The organism is Pseudonocardia kujensis (assembly GCF_021283305.1).
Taxonomy (GTDB): Bacteria; Actinomycetota; Actinomycetes; order Mycobacteriales; family Pseudonocardiaceae; genus Pseudonocardia; species Pseudonocardia kujensis.
In genome coordinates, this window is record NZ_JAJSOK010000010.1 from 42,832 (window position 1) to 57,312 (window position 14,481).

A 14,481-nucleotide genomic window follows, 5' to 3' on the forward strand; every position below is an offset into this window, starting at 1 on the left:
GCCGCACCGATGCTGGGGAGCGGACTCCTCCCGGCTGGGCGATCACGGAACCGTAACGGGCTGTGCTCGCCGGGTTCGACCCCGACGCGCGCGGCAGCGCCGAACGGTGCGTCCGCTACGCCGAGCGCGGTGCCCGACCGTCGGGCGACGGCACAGTCGCGACGGGCGGCAGGTCGGCGAGCCCGAAGACCCGCTCGGCGTTGCGGCCGGTGGCCCCGGCGAGCGCATCCGCCTGCACGCCACGGACTTCGGAGAGGCCACGCACCGTCCACGGTAGGCAGTAGGGCTCGTTGGCGCGGCCGCGGTGCGGGTGCGGAGTGAGGAACGGGGCGTCCGTCTCGACCAGCAGGTGGTCGTCGTCGGGGATCGCCGCGGCCTCGCGGAGCGCGGCGGCGTTGCGGAAGGTCACCGGTCCGGCGAACGACAGAACGTAACCGGCGTCGGCGCACTCGCGGGCCATCGCGGCGTCGCCGGAGAAGCAGTGGAAGACCACGGTCTCCGGCGCGCCCTCCTCCCGGAGCAGGCGCAGCACGTCGGCGTGCGCCTCGCGGTCGTGGATCATCAGCGGCTTGCCGAGCCGCTTGGCGAGGTCGATGTGCCAGCGGAAGGAGGCCTGCTGGGCCTCGGGCGGCGAGTGGTCCCAGTAGTAGTCCAGGCCCGTCTCGCCGACCGCCACCACGCGCGGGTCGGCGGCCAGCCGCTCGATCTCGGCGAACTCGTCGTCCGTGACGGCGGCGGTGCGGGTCGGGTGCAGCGCGACGGCCGCCGCGACCCGCTCGTCCCAGTGCGCGGCCTGCACGGCCCATCTCGCGGCCGTGAGGTCGTCGGCCACGGTGACGGCGCGGCCGACGCCGACGGCGGCGGCCCGGTCCATGGCGGCGGCGACGTCCTCGGCCGTCTCGCAGCCACAGGCGTCGAGGTGGGTGTGGGCGTCGACGGTGGGCACGCCCAGCGGCTCGGGGGGCTCCGGCCGCTCGCGCCTAGCCATCGGCACCTGCGTGCGTCAGGGAACCACAACGAGTCGTAACGCCGTTACTCAACCCGTTGTGGTTCCCTACTGCGATCAGGGGGCGGGTCACTTCTGGATCGGTGCCCACTCCGGGCCGGTCTCGCCGAGCTCGGGGGCCAGCTTGGCGAACAGCGGGGTCGGCTTGGCCAGCGGGCGGCCGACCTCGATCGGCCGGGACTCCCAGGTGGCCTGCTGGTCGGTGTAGTCCCCGGTGAGGACGGAGTAGTCCGGGCCGTCGCCCAGGTCCTCCACCGACCGGATCTCCGGCTGTGCCGCCCACACGCCCTCGCCGCCCAGCGCCTCGTGCACCTTCTGCGCGGCGTGCGGCAGGAACGGCGTGAGCAGGGTGTTCGCGTCGGACACCACCTGCAGCGCGGTGTGCAGGATCGTGTCCCGGCGGTCCGGGTCGTCCTTGCGCTTCCACGGCTCCTGGTCGGAGATGTACTTGTTCGCCGCGCCCACGACCCGCATCGCCTCGGTGACCGCCTGCTTGAAGCGGTTGCGGCGCAGCAGGTCGCCGACGGTGTCGAAGCCGGCCCTCGAGGTGGCGAGCAGGGCCGCGTCGGCCTCGGTGGGCGCCGTGGGCTTCGGGATCGCGCCCACGTTCTTGTGCGCCATCGAGATCGAGCGGTTGACGAGGTTGCCCCACTCGTTGGCCAGCTCGAAGTTGATCCGCCGGACGAACTCCTCCCAGGTGAAGTCCGTGTCCTGGTTCTCCGGACCGGCGACGGCGATGAAGTAGCGCAGCGCGTCCGGCCCGAACTCCCGCAGGAAGTCCCCGACGTAGATCACGGTGCCGCGTGAGGTCGAGAACTTCGACCCGCTCATCGTGAGGTACTCCGACGACACGATCTCGCTGGGCAGGTTCAGCGTGCCGAACGTGCCGGGCTCGCCGCCGTGGTCGCCCTGGCCGTTCTGCCCGAGCAGGATCGCCGGCCACATCACCGAGTGGAAGGTGATGTTGTCCTTGCCCATGAAGTAGTAGCTCTGGGCGGCCGGGTCGGTCCACCACTGCTTCCACGCGTCCGGGTCGGAACCGCGGCGGGCCCACTCGACGGACGCCGAGAGGTACCCGATGACGGCGTCGAACCAGACGTAGATGCGCTTGAGCGGGTTGTCGCGCCAGCCGTCGAGCGGCACCGGGACGCCCCAGTCGAGGTCGCGGGTGATGGCCCGCGGCTTGAGGTCCTCGATCAGGTTGGCGCTGAACTTGAGCACGTTCGGCCGCCAGTCGGTGCGCGTGGACAGCCAGCGGCCCAGCGACTCGGAGAAGGCGGGCAGGTCGAGGAAGAAGTGCTCGGTCTCGACGAACTTCGGCGTCTCGCCGTTGATCCGCGACCGGGGGTTGATCAGGTCGGCGGGGTCGAGCTGGTTGCCGCAGTTGTCGCACTGGTCGCCGCGCGCGCCGTCGTACCCGCAGATCGGGCACGTGCCCTCGACGTAGCGGTCCGGCAGCGTACGGCCCGTGGACGGGCTGATCGCACCCATCTGGGTCTTGGGGACGATGTACCCGTTCTTGTACAGCGACAGGAACATCTGCTGCGTGACGTCGTAGTGGTTCGACGTCGTGGTCCGGGTGAACAGGTCGTACGACAGCCCGAGGCCCTGCAGGTCCTCGGTGATGACCTTGTTGTACTTGTCCGCGAGCTGGCGCGGGGTGAGGTTCTCCGCGTCGGCCTGCACCTGGATCGGGGTGCCGTGCTCGTCCGTGCCGCTGACCATGAGCACCCGGTCGCCCGACATCCGGCGGAAGCGCGAGAAGACGTCGGAGGGCACACCGAAGCCGGAGACGTGGCCGATGTGCCGCGGACCGTTGGCGTACGGCCACGCCACGGCGGTCAGCACGGAGGAACTCATGTGACCAGCGTAGGCCCGCCGCGGAACCGGCTTCCCGCCGCCCACGGCAGGGTGATCGGAGCCCGCCGCGACGGCGCGCCCGGCTGCGCGGACGGCCGCTCCACGGGGCCGCCGGTGGGGCCCCACGAAGGCTCGATCAGCCTGTCCGTGCCGGAGTCGAGGCCACGGCGACGGGCAGGTGAGGCCGGTGTTCGAGCAGACGGGGTCCCGTGCGGGCCCCGCCGGGGCGCGGACGGGCCGGCTGCCCGAGGCGGCGTGGGGCATCCGCGTCCCCGGTGAGGCCTGGTCGGTGGGACTCGTCCGCGGCGCGCTGCGGGTCTGGCTGGGCACGCTCGGGTGGCCCGACGGCCACGCCGACGACGTCGTCACCGCCACCGTCGAGGCGCTGACGCACGCGATCCGGCACGCCCACCCCACCCGTATCGAGGGCGGCCCGCTCTGGCTCGAGGCCGGCGTCGTCGTCGGCGCGGTCTCACGGTCCGTCGAGATCGCGCTGCGGCCCGGGGCGCCGCCGGTGCGGACGAGCTCCCCGCGCCCGTCCGCGACCTGACCGCCGCGGTGCAGGTCCGGTCCACCGGTGGCCCGGCCTGGGACAGCCGCGTGCTCCTTCGCAGCCACCCCGACCCGTGAGCGCGGGTCGGGCCTCCCGTCCCACCCCGGCGCGGTCCAGGTTGATCGCGGAGCTGATCATCCGCTGCCGGTGCTCGGCATCGTGGTCGCGCAGCAGCGGTATGAAGTCCGGCACCTCGACGATCCCGTGTTCGGTGAGGAACGGGGTGATCAGGACGTTGGAGTCGGGGAAGTGGGACTGCTGGCGGGAGGCGACCTCGCAGGTCGGGTGCAGCTCCAGTGGCCGCCGGTCTCCTCGTCGAGCAGCGCGGCGAAGGGGCTGGGCGAGTCGAGGCGGGGCGCGCAGAACCAGTCGACCGTGCCGTCGGTGCCGATCAGGGCCGCGGTCCGCAGGTCGCCGACCATGCCGTGCTCGGCGATCGGCAGCTGCGTCACCCGCGCTCCCGGGCGTCGCGCTCCTCGGGGATCCGCCAGCCCCGCGGGCCGGGCAGGTCGACGGCCTCCTGCGGCCCCCACGAGCCCTGCGGGTAGGTGTGCACGGGCGGCGGGTCGGCGAGCACCGGGTCGCACAGCTCCCACAGCCGCTCGACCTCGGCGGTGGAGGTGAACAGGGCCTGGTCGCCCCGCATGGCGTCGAGCAGCAGCCGTTCGTAGGCCTCGACGGCGGTCGAGCCGGGGAACGCCTCGACCAGCGCCAGGCTCATCCGGGCGTGCGCGATCTCCAGCGCAGGGCCCGGGCGCTTGGCGCGGAGGTCGACGAAGATCTCGGCGTCGTCGGTCAGCTCCAGGACGAGCTCGTTGGGCTCGCCGTCGGCGTCGCAGGGGAAGACCTCGAGCGGCGGCTCCCGGAAGCCGACGGTGATCGTGCGCCGGGTCTGCGCGAGCGCCTTGCCCGTGCGCAGGTAGAACGGCACGCCCTTCCACCGCCAGTTGTCGACGCGCGCCTCGAGCGCCACGAACGTCTCGACCTGCGAGTCGTCGGCGACGCCCTCCTCGTCCCGGTAGCCCTCGTACTGCCCGAAGACGACCTTCGCCGGGTCCAGCCGGCGGATCGCCCGGAAGACCTTCGCCTTCTCCTCGTGCAGCCCCTCGGCGTCGATCGCCGTGGGCGGCTCCAGCGCGACGAAGCCCAGCAGCTGGAACAGGTGCGTGGAGATCATGTCGCGGAACGTGCCGGTCGACTCCATGAACGACGCCCGGCCCTCGATCCCGATCTCCTCCGGGACGTCGATCTGCACGTAGGCGACGTGCTGCGCGTTCCACACCGGCTCGAACAGCCCGTTCGCGAAGCGCAGCGCCAGGATGTTCTGCACCGCCTCCTTGCCCAGGAAGTGGTCGATCCGGAACAGCTGCTCGGGCGCGAACACGTCGAGCAGCGCCGCGTCGAGCTCCTTCGCCGACGCCAGGTCGGTCCCGAACGGCTTCTCCAGCACCAGGTGGGCCCGCTCGTTCAGGCCCTCCTTCTCCAGCATCCGGACCATGCCGATCGCCGCCGACGGCGGCACGGACAGGTAGACGAGCCGGCGCGCGTCGCCGCCCAGCTCCTGCTCCACCGCACGTACGGCCTCGGCGAGCTCCGACCCGTCGTCGGCCGAGGAGGTCACGAAGCTGATCCGGGAGGCGAAGTCCTCCCACCCCTCGCCCTCCTGGCGGACCTCGTCCCGGAACTCCTCGTCCGTCCCGGGCGAGTGCCGACCGGACCCGATGATCCGGAAGGCCGCCGGCAGCAGCCCCTCGCGCCAGAGGAAGAAGAGCCCCGGGAAGAGCTTGCGCCGCGCGAGGTCGCCGGTGGCGCCGAAGAGGACGAGCACCTGGGGCGGGAGATCCGGACCGGTCATGGGGCCCTCTACCCCGCCCGGTCCAGCGGCCAATCCTCCGTGGCGGGACGTCACGATCGTCCGGGTTACCGTTGTGGGGTGAACGTGGAGGTCACTCCCCTGCCCGGGATCGGCGTACGCAAGGACTTCGCCCTGCGCAACGGCCGTCGCGTCGGTGTCGTCACCCATCGCGACGGCCAGATCGAGCTGATCCTGTCCAAGTCCGACGATCCGGACGCCTGCCTGGCCGAGCTGCCGCTGACCGCCGAGGAGGCCTCGGCGCTGGCCAACCTGCTCGGTGCGCCGCAGCTGGTCGCGCAGCTCAACGAGGAGCACAAGGACCTGCCGGGCATCCACACCAGGCAGATCCCGGTGCTCGAGAACAGCCCGTACGACGGGCGGACGCTGGGCGACACCGCCCTGCGCACCCGGACGAGCGTCTCGGTGGTCGCGGTGATGCGAGCCGGCCAGGCGCACCCGTCCCCCACTCCCGACTTCACCCTGACCGCCGGGGACCTGCTGGTCACCGTCGGCACGTCCGAGGGGCTCGACAACGCCGTCAAGATCCTCAAGAACGGATAGCCCGTGGACCACACCGCGCTCGAACTGATCGAGCTCGGCGCCGTCTTCTTCGGGCTCGGACTGCTCGGCCGGCTGGCGGGCCGGATCGGCCTCTCCCCCATCCCGCTCTACCTCGTCGGCGGGCTCTGCTTCGGCACCGGCGGCCTGTTCCCGCTCGGGGACATCGGCGAGTTCACGTCGCTGGCCAGCGAGGTCGGCGTCGTCCTGCTGCTGTTGCTGCTGGGCCTGGAGTACTCCGCCGCCGAGCTGATGACCGGGCTCAAACGCTCGTGGACCGGCGGCGTGCTCGACATCGTGCTCAACGCCGCGCCGGGCGTGGCGGTGGCGCTGATCCTCGGCTGGGGTCCGGTCGGGGCGATGGTGATGGGCGGCGTCACGTACATCTCGTCGTCCGGGATCGTCGCCAAGGTGCTGTCCGACCTCGGCCGGCTCGGTAACCGCGAGACGCCGGTCGTGCTGTCGATCCTCGTGTTCGAGGACCTGGTCATGGCGGTCTACCTGCCGATCCTCACCGCCCTGCTGATCGGCGTGACGTTCATCGGCGGGCTCGAGGCCGTCGGGATCTCGCTCGCGGTGATCGCCGTCGTGCTGCTGGTGGCGCTGCGCTGGGGCCGGTACGTCTCGGCCGTCGTCGACAGCCCGGACCGCGAGGTCTTCCTGCTCAAGGTGCTCGGCGCGGCGCTGCTCGTCGCCGGGCTCGCCTCGGCGCTGCAGGTCTCCGCCGCGGTCGGCGCCTTCCTGCTGGGCATCGCGATCTCCGGGTCCACCGCGCACAACGCCACCCGGCTGCTCGAGCCGCTGCGGGACCTGTTCGCGGCGGTGTTCTTCGTGGTCTTCGGGCTGAACACCGACCCGAAGGCCATCCCGCCGGTGCTCGGCTGGGCGGTGGTGCTCGCCGTCGCCACCTCGGCGACCAAGATCGCGACCGGCTGGTGGGCGGCCCGGCGGCAGGGCATCGGGAAGCTCGGCCGGGCCCGCGCGGGTGCCGCGCTCATCGCCCGGGGTGAGTTCTCGATCGTCATCGCGGGCCTGGCGGTGTCCTACGCCGCCGTGCCGGCCCAGCTGGCCGCACTGGCCACCGCGTACGTACTGATCATGGCGATCCTCGGCCCGATCGCGGCCAAGTTCGTGGAGCCGGTCGCCCGCGCGCTCCAGCGCCGGTCGGCGCCCGCGCCCGCCCCGACCGCGGGCAACTGACCCGTGAGTGGCACGTGCCGGCGGCACGTGCCACTCACGAGGACTGCAGGGTGGCGTTGTAGAGCTCGCGCTTGCCCACGCCGGCGGCCTTCGCCACCGCGGCCACGGCGTCCTTGAGCCGCTCGCCCTCGGCGACCCGCTCCTGCACCGCCGGCACCAGGGACTCGACCGGCGGAGCGGCCGAGGGCGCGGCACCGGCGAGCACCACCGTGATCTCGCCCCGCACCTCGCCCGCCGCCCACTCCGCCAGCTCGGCGAGCGGGCCCCGGCGGACCTCCTCGTAGGTCTTCGTCAGCTCGCGGCACACCGCGGCGGCGCGCTCCGGCCCCAGCACCTCGACCGCCGCCCGGAGCGTGTCGCCCAGCCGGTGGGGGGACTCGAAGAACACGACCGCCCGGGGCTCGTGGAGGAGCTGCCCCAGCCATCGCGTCCGCTCCCCGGCCTTGCGCGGTGCGAAGCCCTCGAAGCAGAAGCGGTCGCAGGGCAGGCCGGAGAGGACCAGCGCGGTCGTCACGGCCGACGGGCCGGGCAGGCAGGTGATCGGCAGGTCCTCGGCCGCCGCGGCCGCCACGAGCCGGTAGCCGGGATCCGACACCGCCGGCATCCCGGCGTCGGTGACGACCAGCACGGTCCGGCCGGCGCGGACGTCGTCGAGCAGGCCGGGCATCCGGGCCGTCTCCACGGCGTCGTAGTGGCTGAGCACCGTGCCCCGCACCGGGACGTCGAGGGCCGCGGCGAGCGCCCGGAAGCGCCGGGTGTCCTCGGCCGCGACGACGTCGGCGGTGGCGATGGCCTCCCGCAGCCGGACCGAGGCGTCCCGGGCGTCGCCCAGCGGGGTGGCGGCGAGAACGAGCATGACCGTGAGCCTACGATCGGGCCGGTGGAGCCGATCGGGGCGCGGGCCGGAACCCCTGTGGGCTCCGTGGGTTCGGTGGGCTCGGTGGGTTCGGTGGGCTCGGTGGGTTCGGTGGGTTCCGTCGGCGCAACGGGTTCCGGGGGCGCGAAGGGCTCCGTGCGGGCCGACCGGGTGGTGGCCGACGACGAACCCGACGTGACGGGAGCGGTCACCGTCGGCACACCGCCGCCGCTGCGCCCACCGGAGCCGGACCCCGCCGTCCGGCTCGGACCCCCACCGCCCACCGACACCCTCCGCAGCTGGCTGCTCGCGATAGCCCTCGCCGTGCTGGGCGGTGTGCTGCGGTTCGCCGGGCTGGGCTACCCGACCGACTCCGGCACCCCGGTCTTCGACGAGAAGCACTACGTGCCGCAGGCCTGGCAGATGCTGCGCAACGGTGGCGTCGAGGACAACCCGGGCTACGAGCTCGTCGCGCACCCGCCCCTCGCCAAGCAGCTGATCGCGGTCGGCGAGTGGCTCTTCGGCTACGACGCGGTGGGCTGGCGGGTGGCCGCGGCCTTCTGCGGCACGCTGATGATCCTCATGATCGTGCGGGTCGCGCGGCGGCTCACGCGGTCGACCCTGCTCGGCGGCCTCGCCGGGGTGCTCCTGATCTGCGACGGCGTGTCGCACGTGCAGGCCCGGGTCGGGATGCTCGACGTCTTCCAGGCCTTCTTCGTGCTCGCCGCCTTCTGCACGCTCGTCCGGGACCGCGACGACGTCCGGGAGCGGCTCGCATCGGTCGCCGACCGGATCACCGAGTCCCCGTTCGGCCCCCGGCTCGGGGTGCGCTGGTGGCGGCTGGCCACGGGCGTGCTGCTGGGCCTGGCCTGCGGCGTGAAGTGGTCGGGCATCTACTGGGTGGCGTTCTTCGGCGTCCTCGTCGTGCTGTGGGACGTGTCGGCACGGCGGGCCGCGGGCGTCGCGCGGCCGTGGGTGGGGACCCTGCGCCGCGACCTGGCCCCGGCGCTGTGGGCGCTGCTCCTGGTGCCCCTGCTGACCTACCTGAGCTGCTGGTGGGCGTGGTTCGGCAGCGAGGTCGGGATCGACCGGCACGCGGTGGGCAACCAGGTCGGGAGCGGCGGGCCCTGGTCGGTCGTCCCCGCCGCACTGCGGTCGCTCTGGTACTACAGCGGCCACGTCCTGGCCTTCCACGAGAGCCTGGACACCCCGGTCGGGCACCCGCACCCGTGGGAGTCCAAACCCTGGACCTGGCCCATGGGTCTGCGCCCGATGCTCTACTTCTACGAGTCCAGCGCGTCGGTCCACGGCTGCGACGCCACCGAGTGCACCAGCGCCGTGATGCTGGTCGGCACGCCCGCGCTGTGGTGGCCGGCGATCCCGGTGCTGCTCTGGGGGATCTGGCGCACGGTCACCCGCGCGGACTGGCGGTACGCGGCGGTGCTCGTCGGCTACGCGGCCGGCTTCCTGCCGTGGTTCCTCAACATCGACCGGCAGATGTACTTCTTCTACATGACGCCGGTGGCGCCGTTCCTGGTGCTGGCCACCGTGCTGGTCATGGGCGACATCCTGGGCCGGGCCCGCCGGGCGGGGTCCGAACGCCGGCGCACCGGCCTGCTCGTCGTCGGGCTGTGGGTCGGCGCCGTGGTGGCCAACTTCGCCTGGCTCTGGCCGATCCTCGTCGGGCTGCCGATCACGCCCGAGCACTGGCAGGCCGAGCTCTGGCTGCCGTCCTGGCGCTGAGGCCGCTCAGCCGCCGCCGGCCAGGGTGACGCTCGCCCCCACCGCCAGCACCACGCTCACCAGCTGCACCACCGTGAGGCGCTCGCGCAGGACCGCGCGGGCGAGCAGCACGACGGCGACCGGGTAGAGCGCCACGATCACCGAGGTCACGCCGAGGGAGCCGACCCGGGTGGCGAGCAGGAAGAAGACGTTGGCCGCGGAGTCCAGCACGCCGCTGGCGACCATCAGCCACACGCTGCCCGGCCGGCCTGGACGGCGGATCAGGGTGAGGACCAGCAGCAGGCTCACCGACGCCGTCCGCCCGAAGACGAGCGGCCAGAGGCCCGAGTCCGCCGGGGTCGCGTCGAGGATCACGAAGAACAGGCCGAACCCGGCCCCGGAGGCCAGGCCCAGCAGCACCCCGGCGAGCGCCGCCCTCTCCCGGCGGGAACCGGTGGTGGCCAGCACGATCGCGACCAGCGCGACCAGCATGCCGACGATCGTCCACGGCCCGGGGCGCTCCCCGCCGAGGATGCCGACCAGCAGCGGCAGACCGGCCGCGACGACGGCCGACAGCGGCGCGACCGTGCCCATCGGGCCCACGGCGAGGCCGCGGAAGTACAGCAGCAGCCCGGAGGCGCCGGCGAGCCCGGCCAGGGCGCCGATCCACGCCGCCGGAACGCTCGGGCTGCCGGGGATCAGCAGGAGTCCCGGGAGGAGCGCGACCAGGCCCGCGATCTGGGCGACCACGGTCACGGTGAGGACGGGGGCGCGACGGGCGGCGAACCCGCCCGCGAAGTCGGCGAACCCGTAGGTGACGGCCGACAGCAGGGCCGACGGCGCGGCGAATCCGGCGGCCATCAGCGGGGTACAACGAACTGGACGAACGAGGGCACGTCACTGAACTGTACGGTCGGCCCCGGAGAAGTACAACCGACTATCCCCCGGGGTACGGCAGAATGGATCGGGTGCAGTCCCCCGACGACGTCGCCACGGCGATCGGCCGCAACGTCCGCGCGCTCCGCCAGCAGCGCCGCATGACCATCGACGCGCTCGCCGCCGCGTCCGGGGTCAGCCGCGGCACGGTGATCCAGATCGAGACCGCGCGCGGCAACCCCAGCATCGGCACGCTGGTGCACCTGGCCGAGGCCCTGCGGGTGGGGGTGACCTCCCTGGTCGACGGCGACGCCACGCCCCGCGTCGTCGTCCGGCGGGCGGAGCAGGCCGTACCGCTGTGGAGCAGCGATGCCGGGAGCACCGCGGTGTTCCGGATCGGGACCGACCCCCCCGACGTCGTCGAGCTGTGGGACTGGACCCTGCAGCCCGGCGACGCCTTCGAGGGCGAGGCCCACCCGATCGGCACCGCCGAGGTGCTCTCCGTGCTGCACGGCCGGCTCGGGCTCCGGGTCGGTGCCGTGGAGCACGAGCTCGGCGAGGGCGACACGGTGATGTTCCAGGCGCAGGTGCCGCACCGCTACTCCGGCGCGGGCGACCGGCCCGTGCGGTTCACGATGGTCGTGCTGCAGCCGGGCGACGCCGGGCTCGTGCCGCCGACCTCGATCGCCCCCGCCGACCCGGACTGAGCGACCCGCACCGACCGCAGCGCCGATGGGCACGGCGTCGCTCGGAGCACGGGCATCCACCATCCGGCCCCCTCGCCCGCAGCGGGTGAGCTCGTCCCGGCAACGCGGTGGAACGATGCCCGCGCCCGGGCCGGTCAGGCAGGGAGGACGCCAGGGAACCGCGCGAGGAGGGATCATGACGACCATCGCTGAGCTGCGTGAACAGGTGCGCGGTCCGGTCATCGAGCCGGGTGGGGACGGCTACGACGAGCACCGCCAGGTCCACAACGGGATGCATGACCGCCGTCCCGCGCTCATCGTGCGGGCGACCTCGGCCGCCGACGCCGCCGCCGTGGTGAACTACGCCCGCGAGGCCGGGCTGGATCTCGCGGTGCGCGGCGGCGGGCACAGCGCGCCCGGGTTCGGGACCTGCGACGGCGGCGTCGTGCTCGACCTGTCGCCGCTGAACAACGTGTTCGTCGACCCGATCAAGAAGACCGCCCGGGTCGGCGGGGGCGCCACCTGGGGGGACTTCAACCACGCCACCCACGTCTACGGCCTGGCCACCACCGGGGGCATCATCTCCACCACCGGCGTGGGTGGTCTCACCCTGGGCGGCGGCATCGGCTATCTGACCCGCGGCTGCGGCCTCTCGTGCGACAACCTGGTCGGTGCCGAGGTGGTCACCGCCGACGGGCGCGTCCGTGCGGTCGGCGAGGACCAGCACGAGGACCTCCTGTGGGCGTTGCGCGGCGGGAGCGGGAACTTCGGGGTGGTCACCGCACTCGAGCTCGCCCTGCACGATGTCGAGACCATCTACGGCGGCCCCCTGCTCTACGAGGTCGCGGACGCCCCGGCCGTGATGCGGGCCTTCGACGACTACATCCAGCAGGCCCCCGAGCAGCTCGGCGCGTTCTTCGGCTGGCAGCTGGCCCCACCGCTCCCGTTCATCCCCGAGGACCGCCACGGCGACGTGTTCTGCGCCGTGGTCACCTGCTGGAGCGGGCGGCCCGAACACGGCGAGCAGGCGATCAAACCCTTCCGCGACATCGCCGAGGTCAAGGCCGAACTGGTCGGGCCGATGCCCTACCCCGCGCTCAACTCGGCCTTCGACGGGCTGTTCCACAAGGGCATCCGGCAGTACTGGAAGGCCGACTTCGTGCGCGAGCTGCCCGACGACGCCATCGCCAGGCACCTCGAGCACGGTCCCGGGACGCCGACGGTCGCCTCGACGATGCACCTCTACCCCGTCAACGGCGCGGCGGCGCGGGTCGGCGCCCAGGACACGGCGTTCGGTCACCGCGACGCGCGGTACGCCATGGTGATCGGCGCGTTCTGGGACCCGCCCGGCGACGACGACGCCAACACCCGGTGGGTGCGGGACTACTACGCCGCCGTGCACCCCTACTCGGGCACCGAGGGCGGGTACGTCAACTTCATGGGCGCCGACGACGCGGCACGCGCCCCCGAGAACTACGGCCCCACCTACCAACGACTGCGGCAGGTCAAGGCCACCTACGACCCCGGCAACCTCTTCCACCTGAACCAGAACATCGCCCCGGCCTGACCGAGGCCGTGACCCGGACACGACGACGCCGCCGAGGCGTGAGCCACGGCGGCGTCGAGTACCGCGGTGAGCGTGTGGTGGAGCTGAGGGGAATCGAACCCCTGACCTTCTCGATGCGAACGAGACGCGCTACCAACTGCGCTACAGCCCCAGGCCTGCAGGCCTTCCGGCCGTGCAGGAAGAACCATATCAGGCGCTATTCACCGGCTGCACGGCGGTATGCCGCTGCGGGGCCGCGCAGGTCCCCGGCGGCGTCGAGCGGCAGCTCGTCGTCGTCCGCGTCGACGTCGACCAGCTCCGTTCCCGCGGGCAGCGGAGGCGGCGGGGCCGGCTGGAGGCGCGGCAGGGCCGGCTCGAAACCCGCGTCGGCGGACCCGCCACCGTCGACCGTACGGCGCTTCGCCGGCAGCACCCCGACGGGCTCCCCGGTGCCGCGGACGCGGTCGGGCTCGCCGTCGTCGGCCGTCCAGTCCTCGTCGTCCTTGGCGTCCCCGGTGTCGTCGGTGTCGTCGTGCTCGGCGCCGACCGGGTCGCCGGGCTCCTCGTCGTCGTACCCGCGGTCCTCGAGCTCGCCGTCCGCGTCCTCCCGGGGCGCGCCGGCCTCGCGGCCCCGGCGGGCCCAGTCGTCGAGCGCGGGGTCGTCGGCGGCGGAGGGGCGGCGGGTGCCGGCCGACCGGGCCGCCCGGCGGGCACGGATCGCCTCCTCCAAGCGGACCTGGCGGCGCAGATAGACCAGGTAGCCGACCAGCCCGAGGTCGACCAGGCCGTGCACCCACCAGAGGGCGGGCAGCACCAGCAGCGCGGCGCCCGCCGTGACCACGGCCAGGACCAGCAGCGCGATCACCACCCGCTGCCGGAAGGCGTAGCGGGCGCGGGCGGCCAGCGCGGCGGCCTCGGCGTCGAAACCGCCGCGGCCGGGCCGGAACGAGGCCGGCGGGCGCTCCCAGCGCCGCTCGTCGAGGTCGGCGTGGGTGCGGGGCTCGTGCCGGGCGGGAGCCGCGCCCCCGCCGTCGCGGTGCCGGTCCTCCTCGTCCCAGGAGTAGTAGCCGGCGGCGGCGTAGCCCTCGTCCGGGTCACCGGTCGCCGGCCCGTCGAGTTCCCGCTCGTCGTCGGTCTCGTCCGCGTCGGCGCCGGTCTCGTGAGCGCCGGTCTCGACTGCGCCGACCTCGACCCCGTCGGCCTCGTCGTCGACGCGGTCGGCCCGGCCGTCCCGGACGTCGTGGTCCTCGTGGTCGTCGTGCTCGTCGTGGACCGCCGTGCCTCCGCGGTCCGCGGGCTCGTCCCGCTCGTCGTGAGCGGCCTCGCGGGCGGCGGGCACACGGGTCTCCGGGCCGGGTCCGGCGCCCGTCGCGACGGCGGCCCGCTCGTCGTGCGTGTCCATCCCGTACACCTCCAGGGTCCGGTGCCGCACGGGCCGCGCGAGCACCCGGCCGGAGAGTGCGGCCGGACTGGGCCGCACGACCTCCTGCTGACGCCGCGCGACCGCCGGGACGAGGATGAGCAGCCAGATCACCACGAGACCCGCGAAGATCAGCGAGCTGGGCACGGCTGCTTCCTCCCCCCGATCGGCGCAATCGAGACGCGTCCCCTCCGGCGGCCGGAGCCAAGATCACGCCCGGAGACACCACGGTAGTGAGCCCGAACGTGGGATCCGGCGAACGACGCGCCGTCATCCCCCACGGGATCTCTGATTCGCCCGGGACGGTTGTGACTGATGGTGTACGAGTGAGCACTGCCCGCCA

Annotated in this window: 13 protein-coding genes and 1 tRNA gene; 6 read left to right on the plus strand and 8 right to left on the minus strand. The window is 73.4% G+C overall.

Annotated elements, in window-relative coordinates; genetic code table 11:
• Nucleotides 1–115 precede the first annotated feature (115 nt).
• Nucleotides 116–988, minus strand: a complete 873-nt coding sequence (locus LWC35_RS09785) for a TatD family hydrolase (protein ID WP_232869730.1) — start codon at nucleotides 986–988, stop codon at nucleotides 116–118.
• An 87-nt stretch (nucleotides 989–1,075) separates the two neighbouring features.
• A complete protein-coding gene (gene metG, locus LWC35_RS09790) occupies nucleotides 1,076–2,866 on the minus strand; it encodes a methionine--tRNA ligase (protein WP_232869731.1) in 1,791 nt (596 codons plus the stop codon).
• Between the two features lie 187 nt (nucleotides 2,867–3,053).
• On the opposite strand from metG, the gene LWC35_RS09795 reads away from it, so the two are divergent.
• Nucleotides 3,054–3,416 (plus strand): ATP-binding protein, encoded by a 363-nt coding sequence (locus tag LWC35_RS09795; RefSeq protein WP_232869732.1) that lies wholly within the window; start codon nucleotides 3,054–3,056, stop codon nucleotides 3,414–3,416.
• Nucleotides 3,417–3,646: 230 nt separating this feature from the next.
• Here the strand turns inward: LWC35_RS09795 and LWC35_RS09800 are convergent, their stop codons facing one another.
• A complete protein-coding gene (locus tag LWC35_RS09800) occupies nucleotides 3,647–3,871 on the minus strand; it encodes a trehalase-like domain-containing protein (RefSeq protein ID WP_232869733.1) in 225 nt (74 codons plus the stop codon).
• A complete protein-coding gene (gene zwf, locus LWC35_RS09805; RefSeq protein ID WP_232869734.1) occupies nucleotides 3,868–5,274 on the minus strand; it encodes a glucose-6-phosphate dehydrogenase in 1,407 nt (468 codons plus the stop codon). The genes LWC35_RS09800 and zwf overlap by 4 nt, the downstream gene beginning before the upstream one ends.
• Nucleotides 5,275–5,352: 78 nt before the next feature.
• Here zwf and LWC35_RS09810 point away from each other — a divergent pair, with 78 nt between their 5' ends.
• Both LWC35_RS09810 and LWC35_RS09815 read left to right on the plus strand, forming a co-directional pair.
• Nucleotides 5,353–5,835 carry a cation:proton antiporter regulatory subunit gene (locus LWC35_RS09810; protein WP_232869735.1) on the plus strand — a complete coding sequence of 161 codons (483 nt, stop codon included), beginning with the start codon at nucleotides 5,353–5,355 and terminating at the stop codon, nucleotides 5,833–5,835.
• A gap of 3 nt (nucleotides 5,836–5,838) precedes the next feature.
• The gene (locus tag LWC35_RS09815) at nucleotides 5,839–7,032 is read left to right on the plus strand and encodes a cation:proton antiporter (protein ID WP_232869736.1); all 1,194 of its coding nucleotides are present in this window, start codon (nucleotides 5,839–5,841) and stop codon (nucleotides 7,030–7,032) included.
• Between the two features lie 34 nt (nucleotides 7,033–7,066).
• Here LWC35_RS09815 and rsmI read toward each other — a convergent pair whose 3' ends face one another.
• Entirely contained in the window at nucleotides 7,067–7,888 is an 822-nt protein-coding gene (gene rsmI, locus LWC35_RS09820; protein ID WP_232869737.1) for a 16S rRNA (cytidine(1402)-2'-O)-methyltransferase, read from the minus strand.
• 174 nt (nucleotides 7,889–8,062) lie between these two features.
• Here rsmI and LWC35_RS09825 point away from each other — a divergent pair, with 174 nt between their 5' ends.
• The gene (locus LWC35_RS09825; protein ID WP_372463028.1) at nucleotides 8,063–9,631 is read left to right on the plus strand and encodes a dolichyl-phosphate-mannose--protein mannosyltransferase; all 1,569 of its coding nucleotides are present in this window, start codon (nucleotides 8,063–8,065) and stop codon (nucleotides 9,629–9,631) included.
• Between the two features lie 6 nt (nucleotides 9,632–9,637).
• Here LWC35_RS09825 and LWC35_RS09830 read toward each other — a convergent pair whose 3' ends face one another.
• Nucleotides 9,638–10,471 carry a DMT family transporter gene (locus tag LWC35_RS09830; protein WP_232869738.1) on the minus strand — a complete coding sequence of 278 codons (834 nt, stop codon included), beginning with the start codon at nucleotides 10,469–10,471 and terminating at the stop codon, nucleotides 9,638–9,640.
• A gap of 107 nt (nucleotides 10,472–10,578) precedes the next feature.
• Between LWC35_RS09830 and LWC35_RS09835 the strand changes: the two genes are divergently transcribed.
• Together LWC35_RS09835 and LWC35_RS09840 are read left to right on the plus strand one after the other, a co-directional pair.
• Complete coding sequence (locus LWC35_RS09835; protein ID WP_232869739.1) at nucleotides 10,579–11,193, plus strand: helix-turn-helix domain-containing protein; 615 nt, start codon at nucleotides 10,579–10,581, stop codon at nucleotides 11,191–11,193.
• A gap of 175 nt (nucleotides 11,194–11,368) precedes the next feature.
• Nucleotides 11,369–12,739: an FAD-binding oxidoreductase gene (locus LWC35_RS09840; RefSeq protein ID WP_232869740.1), complete on the plus strand. Its 1,371-nt coding sequence runs from the start codon at nucleotides 11,369–11,371 to the stop codon at nucleotides 12,737–12,739.
• 75 nt (nucleotides 12,740–12,814) lie between these two features.
• Here LWC35_RS09840 and LWC35_RS09845 read toward each other — a convergent pair.
• A tRNA-Ala gene (locus tag LWC35_RS09845) sits at nucleotides 12,815–12,890 on the minus strand.
• Between the two features lie 45 nt (nucleotides 12,891–12,935).
• A complete protein-coding gene (sepX, locus tag LWC35_RS40870) occupies nucleotides 12,936–14,285 on the minus strand; it encodes a divisome protein SepX/GlpR (protein ID WP_372463027.1) in 1,350 nt (449 codons plus the stop codon).
• Between the last annotated feature and the right edge of the window lie 196 nt (nucleotides 14,286–14,481).